General features: G+C 48.9%; 7 protein-coding genes and 4 tRNA genes. 1 reads left to right on the forward strand and 10 read right to left on the reverse strand.

What is annotated here, in order from left to right; all coding sequences use genetic code 11:
* From VSX58_RS22145 to uvrY, 9 genes are all read right to left on the reverse strand, one after another.
* On the reverse strand, positions 1-1,131 hold a 1,131-nt coding region (locus VSX58_RS22145; RefSeq protein ID WP_327619947.1), incomplete at its 3' end, for a restriction endonuclease subunit S.
* Positions 1,121-2,629, reverse strand: coding sequence for a class I SAM-dependent DNA methyltransferase (locus VSX58_RS22150; protein ID WP_327619948.1), 1,509 nt, complete (start codon positions 2,627-2,629; stop codon positions 1,121-1,123). The genes VSX58_RS22145 and VSX58_RS22150, both read right to left, overlap by 11 nt.
* Positions 2,630-2,989: 360 nt before the next feature.
* Entirely contained in the window at positions 2,990-4,249 is a 1,260-nt protein-coding gene (locus tag VSX58_RS22155; protein WP_327619949.1) for a tyrosine-type recombinase/integrase, read from the reverse strand.
* A gap of 202 nt (positions 4,250-4,451) precedes the next feature.
* A tRNA-Leu gene (locus VSX58_RS22160) sits at positions 4,452-4,538 on the reverse strand.
* An 8-nt stretch (positions 4,539-4,546) separates the two neighbouring features.
* Positions 4,547-4,620: transfer RNA gene (locus VSX58_RS22165), tRNA-Cys, on the reverse strand.
* A gap of 37 nt (positions 4,621-4,657) precedes the next feature.
* A tRNA-Gly gene (locus VSX58_RS22170) sits at positions 4,658-4,733 on the reverse strand.
* Between the two features lie 141 nt (positions 4,734-4,874).
* Positions 4,875-5,423, reverse strand: coding sequence for a CDP-diacylglycerol--glycerol-3-phosphate 3-phosphatidyltransferase (pgsA, locus tag VSX58_RS22175; protein WP_327615359.1), 549 nt, complete (start codon positions 5,421-5,423; stop codon positions 4,875-4,877).
* A gap of 58 nt (positions 5,424-5,481) precedes the next feature.
* Positions 5,482-7,314, reverse strand: coding sequence for an excinuclease ABC subunit UvrC (gene uvrC / locus VSX58_RS22180; protein ID WP_327619950.1), 1,833 nt, complete (start codon positions 7,312-7,314; stop codon positions 5,482-5,484).
* Complete coding sequence (gene uvrY / locus VSX58_RS22185) at positions 7,307-7,963, reverse strand: UvrY/SirA/GacA family response regulator transcription factor (protein WP_327615361.1); 657 nt, start codon at positions 7,961-7,963, stop codon at positions 7,307-7,309. Before uvrY ends, uvrC begins: the two co-directional genes overlap by 8 nt.
* A gap of 656 nt (positions 7,964-8,619) precedes the next feature.
* On the opposite strand from uvrY, the gene VSX58_RS22190 reads away from it, so the two are divergent.
* Entirely contained in the window at positions 8,620-8,844 is a 225-nt protein-coding gene (locus tag VSX58_RS22190; RefSeq protein WP_327619951.1) for a DUF2594 family protein, read from the forward strand.
* Between the two features lie 454 nt (positions 8,845-9,298).
* Here VSX58_RS22190 and VSX58_RS22195 read toward each other — a convergent pair.
* Positions 9,299-9,374, reverse strand: a tRNA-Lys gene (locus tag VSX58_RS22195).
* Positions 9,375-9,410 lie beyond the last annotated feature (36 nt).

The raw sequence follows: 9,410 nt of genomic DNA on the forward strand, positions 1-9,410 counted from the left end.
TTCGCCGGACATCAGGCGGGGTAACAGGACATCACGCAGATTAGCGAGTTGAGCTGACTCAAAAAGACTCTTGATCCACTTGTTAAAGAGCGGGCTGACCAATTTTTCAAACTCAGTTATGGAGTTTGGATCAGCAATCAAGCAAGCCGTTTTCTCAACTATCGCTTTACTGATGTTTTGTTGTGCTGAGCCGATTGCTTTGTTTTCAAGTTGAGCCACAGAATTTTGCATCACTAGATAGTTATAAAAGGCGTGATGTTCCTTGGGAACAAGCGCACAAATTGCCTGATTAGTTGTTAGTGAAGTAGCAACCATAGATACCTGACCGGCAGTCGCTCCGTAAAGAGCGACAACGGTGGAAAAAGAGGGAACCCACTTGGCAGATGAACTTTTTAATCCTGCTTCAGATATACAATTTTCAGGTTTGGTAATAATAGATTGGCGTACTTCACCCGAAGTGAGCCAAGGAATACTACCGTTCCAAAACAATGGTTCATTTCTGCGGGGAGTACCACCATTGTATATTGCTGAACAGGTATCACGGATAGTACCTTTCCGCCAATCGTCGGGCACTTTTCCGCCAAATGGCTCAAAATCCACAAACCAGGACTTGAAAATGGCTTGCGCTATCTGCTCTAAATGATGATTTATCGCCCTGTTTGCAGCAATTCGACCATCGAGAACAGCCAACGTATCAGCAATACCAATCTGTATATCAAGCGGCAAGTCGGGGACTTCGTACTGCATTATTGCCCTTTTGTCACCTCGGGGCATTTTGGTACCTTTGGCCGTGGCCATAGCGTAGTCAAAAAAGCTGTCATCCGATAACAAGTAATAAAGGAAGCCTGGATAGACCTTTTCTTTTGCTCTTAATACCAGCACATCGTTTGAGCAACCGCCGTCACGGTCGGCGAACCATATCTTACGGAAGTACGGACGGATGTTTGATAGCAATACATCCTTAGCTTGATAGGCTTGAGTTTGCGAAATACTCGGCAGCCCAGCCGAACGGGTGATACCTTCCTTATTCGAGAGCATGTTCTCGGTCGATATATAGGTGTCCAAATCCAAACCGGCGACTACAACCCGTCCATCAGCGAAATCGCAAAGGTCAGAAAGTTTAGATGTCATACCCAAGCCCCCCCAATCTCTTACGGATTTCATCCTCCAGTTCGTGGGAACGCTTGAACAAAACGCTAAGTTCTCCGGTCATCCGCGCCATTTTCTCTTCGAAAGGTTCGCCGTCGTCTTCCTGCGCCTCAATGCCGACGTAGCGGCCCGGCGTGAGAATAAAGTCCTGTTTGGCGATATCCTCTGTCGTGACCGCAGCGCAGAAACCTTTCACATCCTCCAACGTGCCATTGTCGAATGCCTCAAAGGTTGCGGCGATTTTAGCGATGTCTTCGGCGGTCATCTCGCGCAGACGACGGTTGACCATCGTCCCCATCTTGCGGGCATCGATAAACAACGTTTTGCCTTTTTGCTTTTTATTCCGGCTGATAAACCAGAGGGACACGGGAATCTGAGTGGTATAGAACAACTGCGTGGGCATCGCGATAATGCCTTCCACGAGATCATTTTCCACAATTTTTCGTCGGATATTACCCTCGCCGCCGCTCTGGGACGACAACGAACCGTTGGCCAGCACCATACCTATCTTGCCGTTTGGCGCAAGGTGATGAATCATATGCTGCAACCACGCGAAGTTGGCGTTTCCATTTGGTGGTAAGCCATATTGCCAGCGCGGGTCGTCGTTTAAGCTGCCGTCGTTCCAATCCGACAGGTTGAATGGCGGATTGGCGAGAATAAAGTCGGCTTTCAGCGTTGGGTGAAGGTCATTGTGAAAAGTATCGTCATTGTAAGCACCAATGTTGGCTTCGATACCGCGAATAGCCAGATTCATCAACGCCATTTTACGCGTGGTCGGGTTGGCGTCCTGGCCATAGACAGAAAGGTTGCCGATGTTGCCGCTGTGGTTTTTTACGAAGTCGGCAGACTGCACGAACATACCGCCCGAACCACAGCAGGGGTCATACACGCGCCCTTTAAACGGTTGCAAAACTTCAACGAGCGTTCGCACGACGCAGGAGGGCGTAAAGAATTCCCCGGCACGCTTACCCTCTTGCTCGGCGAATTTGGCTAGGCAGTATTCATAGGTACGTCCCAAAATATCTTTATCTGTTCCATGTTCAATCATCTGAATATTGGTAAACAGATCAACGACATTTCCAAGTCGACGTTTGTCCAGTTCGGCGCGGGCGTAGTTTTTAGGCAGAATATCTTTCAGCCGTTTATTCTCTTTTTCGATTTCCCGCATTGCATTATCAATAACAATACCTATTGTTTCTTTACGCGATGCTTCGGCGATAGCGCTCCACCTGGCCTGCGGTGGCACGAAAAACACATTTACTTCGGCATAGGCGTCTTTATCCTCCACATCGTCATCATCGGCCAGGAGTGCCTGATATCGCTCATCGAACTTGTCCGAAATGTACTTGAGGAAGATAAGTCCTAATACGACGTGTTTATACTCCGCCGCATCCATATTGCCGCGCAGGATGTCCGCCGCCGCCCAAATTTGCTGTTCGAAGCCGATTGACGCCGTGTTGTTTCCGTTCGTTATGGCCATGTATTTGCCTCATTTTTGTTCTGAAAGTCTTCAGGCTTGCGAAACATTGAAAACCGTAAAAAGTTATTCGACATGCTGAATGGAATGATATTTTTGATAACCGTAGCGTTTCAGCGACGACTGACGCTGCGGTGTTTATCAATAGGAAAGTTAGATTTAGCGAAATGAAAATCTGCCGAACAACATCCATGCAGTCCCATTGGGAATTAATTTTACAACAACATAAACAATATGTTGTCATTGATTTCATTTAAAATGTCTTATGCTGGAAGCTACCTGCCTGATACGGCAGACAGCATCAGTAAACAAACTGTAACTCTTTCCTGCCAGAGAGCTACAGCCTGCCCATTTTCTACACACTCAACCCGCCGTCAACTTCCCAAAATCAAACGGACTAACCGCCTTCTCCCGATTCGCATCAAGAAAATCCGCCCACCATTGCAGCATCAGTCGCCGTTCATCCAGGTGTTCGGCCTTGTGGATGTACGCAGCGCGAACGCCGTTACGTTCCTGATGGCTCATCTGCCGCTCTACCGCATCCCGCGACCATAATCCCGATTCGATCAACGAGCTACAGGCCATGGTACGAAAGCCGTGACCGCAAACTTCCGTTTTGGTGTCGTAGCCCATGGTTTGCAGCGCTTTGTTCACCGTCCCTTCGCTAACCGGTTTTCGTGACGAGTGATCGCCGATGAAGACCAGTTCACAATGCCCACTCACCTCTCTAATCTTTTTAAGGATCTTCACTGCCTGACGGCTTAGCGGAACAAGGTGCGGTGTATGCATTTTTGAGCCGCGTTCAGAGAACTTCACGCCGGGGATCGGTTCACGCTCTGGGGGTATCGTCCATAAGGCGCGTTCGAAATCGATTTCCGGCCAACGGGCAAAACGGAGTTCACTGGAGCGGATAAAAATCAGCAGAGAAAGATTTATTACCCATTTGGTAAACTCACGGCCTTTGTAGCCGTCAATGCGGCCCAGAAGTTCATGTAAACGTTCGAGCTCCAACGCCGGGCGATGTTCGACTTTACCGGGCATAATCGCCCCAGCCATATCCTGTGCCGGATTGTAGTCAATCAGCCCGTTTTGTACCGCATAGGTCATGATGGCAGTCACGCGTTGCTTTAAACGTTTGGCGACTTCTAAGCGCCCCGAACGTTCAACGCTTTTAATCGGTGCCAGTAAGTCGCGTGTTTTCAGATCAGCAATATGTGTGCTGCCGATAGCGGGGAAAATATTGTCGCTCAGGCTTTTCAGGATGCGTTCGGCATGGGATTCCGACCACTTCTTGTTGTCGGCGTGCCAGGCGCGAGCCACAACTTCGAAAGTTTTTTCATCCTCTTCCTGTTTTGCTTTCACCGCTTTCTTATGTTCACGGGGATCGATCCCCCCAGCAACCAGCTTTCTGGCTTCATCCCGTTTATGACGTGCCTCGGAAAGCGAAACTTCGGGATAGACACCTAACGCCATGAGATGCTGCTTACCACCGAAACGAAAACGCAACCGCCAGTATTTGGAACCATTAGGATGAACCAGCAGAAACATTCCATCGCCGTCAGTCAGCGAATACTCTTTTTCTTCTGGTTTTGCCGAACGTACTTTGATATCGGTCAGGGCCATTATCAATGTCCTCGCAAGTGCTTGCGGTGAGTATACAGAGCAAGATAGAAACAGCATATATACTCAGATGTATACTCACAAGCAGGTTGATGTCGGTTGAATTGTGTTGACGTCGGGAGAGTATGGAATGAAGAGAGAGCCAGTAAAACCGTGGGTTTCAGACAAAAAAATAGACGTCGGTTGACGTCTATTGATTTCAGGATGGTGCCCGGGGCGGGACTTGAACCCGCACAGCGCGTACGCCGAGGGATTTTAAATCCCTTGTGTCTACCGATTCCACCACCCGGGCTTAGAAACTGGAGGCGCGTCCCGGAGTCGAACCGAGGTAGGCGGATTTGCAATCCGCTGCATGGCCACTCTGCCAACGCGCCTTATTTTGCATTATTCGGCCTTCACAGCCTGAGATATTGGAGCGGGAAACGAGACTCGAACTCGCGACCCCGACCTTGGCAAGGTCGTGCTCTACCAACTGAGCTATTCCCGCATCATACGAACCTGCTGATTTCTACTAACTTTAAACAAACCAGCGTCGCTGTTGATGCGGTGCATTCTACTGACCTGACACAATGAGTCAATAGAATTATCAGCTCAGTACGTTCGTTTGCTGGTTTTTAAGGCGCTTCGATCAAGGTTCAAGCAAATCATGTCTTGCGGCGTTCAAATATTGAAACATCGACCAAAAAGTCAGCACCGCCGCGACGTATAAAGCAATCACGCCCGCCCCTTCAACCAGACGCTCCGGACGCCATAATAAAGCCACCAGCGCCATCATTTGCGCGGTGGTTTTTACCTTGCCGATCCAGGAGACGGCCACGCTGCTGCGCTTGCCTATTTCGGCCATCCACTCCCGCAGTGCGGAAATAATGATTTCACGCGCGATCATCGTGGCGGCCGGCAGGGTAATCCACCAGGAGTGATAATGTTCAGCCACCAAAACCAAAGCGACCGCGACCATCACCTTATCAGCGACAGGATCAAGAAACGCGCCGAACCGGGTCGTTTGTTTCCAGCGGCGGGCCAGAAAGCCATCAAACCAGTCGGTAACCGCGGCAATAACGAAAATGAGCGCGCATATCAGAGGTGCCCAGACGAATGGAAGATAAAACGCCAGCACAAAAAACGGGATTAAAGCAACACGGAACAAGGTCAGCAACGTCGGTATATTAAATTGCATAGCGCTTAGGTAACTATTTGGCCGGAGTGGATATTAAGAGTATGTTGCTACATTGTCCCTAGTGTTTCAACGCATAGAAGATTTTTTCTGCCAACGCGTGTGAAATACCCGGTACATTGGCAATTTCCTCAATGCTGGCATTCATTAAAGGCTGCAATCCCCCCATGTACTTCAACAGGGTCTGCCGGCGCTTAGGTCCGACACCTTCAATGAGCTCTAGGGTACTGGTATTTTTAACTTTTGCTCTTTTCTTACGATGCCCGCCAATCGCATGATCGTGAGAATCGTCACGAATATGCTGAATGACGTGCAGGGCCGGAGAGTCGGGCGGTAACGCGATCCCCTCCCCCGTCGCCTCAAAAAACAGCGTCTCCAACCCAGCCTTGCGGTCACTGCCTTTCGCAACGCCAAGCAGCAGCGGCCTGTTCTTATCCCAAGGCACCTGTAACGAGTCGAATACGGCCTTAGCCTGACCAAGCTGTCCTTTACCGCCATCAATAACAATAACGTCGGGAATTTTGCCGTCGTCCAACGCCTTGCCGTAACGGCGTTTCAGAACCTGGGTCATGGCGGCATAGTCATCGCCGGGAGTGATTCCGCTAATATTATAGCGGCGATATTCTGAACGTAGCGGCCCGTTGGCATCGAATACCACACAGGATGCCACAGTCTGCTCTCCCATAGTATGACTGATGTCAAAACACTCCATGCGGTTGATTTTCGACAAGCGCAAAACGTTGGCCAACTCAGACAATCTCTGATGAATGGTTGATTGTTGAGACAATTTCGTCACCAAAGCTGTCGCGGCATTGGTTCGCGCAAGCTTCAGATAACGGGCGCGGTCGCCGCGCGGTTTAGCCTGAATCTGCACTTTACGTCCGGCGACCCCGGTCAGGGACTCTGTGAGCAGGTCTTTATCCGGCAGCATAAAGTCAAGCAGAATCTCTGCAGGCAGGGTGCGCGCCAAACTGCCTTGCAGGTAGAATTGCCCGACAAAAGTTTGCACCACTTCACCCAGCTCGGTCCCCCCCGGAACCTTCGGAAAATAGCTGCGGCTGCCCAACACTTTTCCCTGACGAATGAACAGCACATGAATGCACGCCATTCCTGCCTCAAAAGCGACACCGATAACGTCCAGATCCTCGCCATCGCCCGAGACAAATTGCTTCTCCGTCACTCGCCGCACGGCCTGGATTTGATCGCGAATCCGGGCCGCCTCTTCAAAGTTCAGCGTCTGGCTGGCCGTTTCCATCCGAGCGATAAGTTCATTGAGCACCTGCTGATCTTTGCCCGACAAAAACAGACGCACATAGTCGACCTGCCGCCGGTAATCCTCTTCGCTAATCAACCCGCCGACACAGGGGCCAAGGCAGCGGCCGATTTGATATTGCAGGCAAGGGCGAGAACGATTCCGGTATACGCTGTTTTCACACTGCCGGATCGGAAAAAGTTTTTGCAACAGCATCAGCGTTTCACGTACCGCATTACCGTTCGGGAACGGGCCGAAATACTCGCCTTTGGCGTGTTTGGCGCCGCGATGAACGGCCAGACGCGGATGCCGATCGGCGCTGAGGAAAATCATCGGGTAGGACTTATCATCACGCAGCAGGACGTTATAGCGCGGCTGATAAAGCTTGATATAGTTGTGTTCCAGCAGTAAAGCCTCGGTCTCAGTATGCGTGATCGTCACATCGATCTGCGTGATACTTTTTACCAAAGCCTCGGTTTTACGACTGGCGACATTGCTGCGAAAATAGCTGGAGAGTCGTTTTTTTAAATCTTTTGCTTTTCCAACATAGATCACGGTATTCGCGGCGTCATACATACGGTAAACCCCTGGCTGGCTGGTTACCGTTTTAAGAAATGCCGAAGCATTGAAACTTTCACTCACTACTTGACAACGTCTCCGCATTAAAGAGGCCGTGGCGAATTGCCAAATGCGTTAGCTCCACGTCACCATTGATGTTCAGTTTATTAAACATACGATAACGGTAACTGTTCACCGTTTTGGGGCTCAGATTCAACCGGTCGGAAATTTCGGTCACCTTCTGCCCTTTGGTGATCATCAGCATAATCTGCAATTCGCGTTCAGACAAACACTCCAGCGGGGTTTCCGTCTGCGGTTCCAGCTGGCTTAACGCCATTTGCTGCGCAATATCAGAAGCGATATAGCGTTTCCCCGCATGCACGGCCCGAATGGCGCAAATGACTTCCTGCGGCGCCGCCGCCTTGCTGACATACCCAGCCGCCCCCGCCTGCATAACTTTAGCAGGTAATGGGTTCTCTGTATAAATAGTTAGCATGATAACTTTTACATCAGGGGAGAATCTCAGAATTTTACGCGTCGCCTCAAGGCCGCCGATCCCCGGCATATTCATGTCCATTAAGACAACGTCAACATCATTGCTGCGGCACCATTTGACGGCATCTTCACCACATGACACTTCGCCAACGACTTTAAGACCTTTGATATCGTCAAGAATGCGCCGTATCCCTGCCCGCACCAGTTCATGGTCATCAACAAGAAAAACGCTAATCAAAGAATAATTCTCCAAAAAGAGAGTAGCACTTACATAACGAGCTGCGTGCAGGTGATACTACGTTGGTTTCGAGAAATAATGAATACAGACTTATATAAGTTATGTATTTTTAAAATATGTTATGAAGTAATAGACCACGAAAATTATCGTATGCCCATAACGAATACCGTGGCTCTGATGGCGCATGTTGATCATTTTCTTAACATTTTAGATTACGATTGCCGGCGTTTTGAGACGCGGCCGTCAGTCATCAGCAACACTTAAGAAAACGCCAATCAATAACAGAGATCGGCGATATTTTTCCGTACGCGGAAAAACGCTGTAATCACCTGTTATATCAGCATTTTTCACGGCATAACCCACTTTATATAATCATTATATGGTAAGGAAATGCAGGTACGAAAAGCTTTAACTATTCTATCAAACACATTTAGCCATGGATTCACTATATAAATCCGGGCGATTAAATACAATTAAAAACAAGTTAAATGTATAAAAAACGCTCACTACATAGTTGCAGTTCATTAATAATGGCCGTCTGCAACACACTCTATGCTATACTGCCCGCAATCCGATTGTCTCCCGCAGCAAATGCTTTCAAGTCAAAAGCGGGCAGGCTAAAACACTTTTTTGCCGTTTCTTGTTAAGGAGGAAACATGAGCAATATAGATTTTTCCACGTCCGCGTCTGTCGAGTCATTGGCGCACGAAGTAACCTGCCTGAAAGCGACCGTTACATTATTGTTAAAAGCCATCGGGCAGGCCGATGCGGGCAAAATCATCGTTAAAATGGAAAAATACATCGCCCAACTGGAAGATCCGGCGCAGGCAGAAGCATTAGGCAATACCATCAAACAAATCAAACACGCTTACCGCCAGTAATCCTTCTCCCGTCGGCTCACCGCCTCGACGCCGACGGCGCTTCACCAGGCCACCATTCTCCGGCCGTTTTCTTTTATAGACGCCGCTGCCGATGGACCGCCAGAGTCTGAAGAAAATTTTCCCGCCGCGCCCTCTTATCGCACAAGCGTTGCGGCGCGTCTTGCCTCACCGTCCGCGAAACGTCTGCTATATTTTCGCTGTTTTATCGTTATGGAAAATACAAAAAGTTAATAACTTATTCAAATATCATTAAAATACTAAATCACATGGTATTACTTTTAATAAAAATTAGATCAACAAGCGTAATTGCTCGCTATAAAGCGTCATTGTTTTAAATGCCGTTTTTTATTTGACCCATCAGACAATGAACACGCTAAAGATAAAAAAGAGAATAAAGAAAGGCTGATTAAATAAAATGCGGACGTAGAACTCAAAATGCGACTGACTGAAGTGTTGGTGGGTCGTCGGGGGCTCGAACCCCGGACCAATTGATTAAGAGTCAACTGCTCTACCAACTGAGCTAACGACCCAACGGCGTGGATTATTCTCCACTTGGCGGCAACTGT

The organism is Brenneria populi (genome assembly GCF_036016195.1).
Classification (GTDB): Bacteria; Pseudomonadota; Gammaproteobacteria; order Enterobacterales; family Enterobacteriaceae; genus Brenneria; species Brenneria populi.

Excerpts from the sequence above, each read along its gene's own strand:
- VSX58_RS22155 (WP_327619949.1), bottom strand. The coding sequence starts at position 4,249 with ATGGCCCTGACCGATATCAAAGTACGTTCGGCAAAACCAGAAGAAAAA.
- VSX58_RS22190 (WP_327619951.1), top strand. The coding sequence starts at position 8,620 with ATGAGCAATATAGATTTTTCCACGTCCGCGTCTGTCGAGTCATTGGCG.
- pgsA (WP_327615359.1), bottom strand. The coding sequence starts at position 5,423 with ATGCAATTTAATATACCGACGTTGCTGACCTTGTTCCGTGTTGCTTTA.
- VSX58_RS22150 (WP_327619948.1), bottom strand. The coding sequence starts at position 2,629 with ATGGCCATAACGAACGGAAACAACACGGCGTCAATCGGCTTCGAACAG.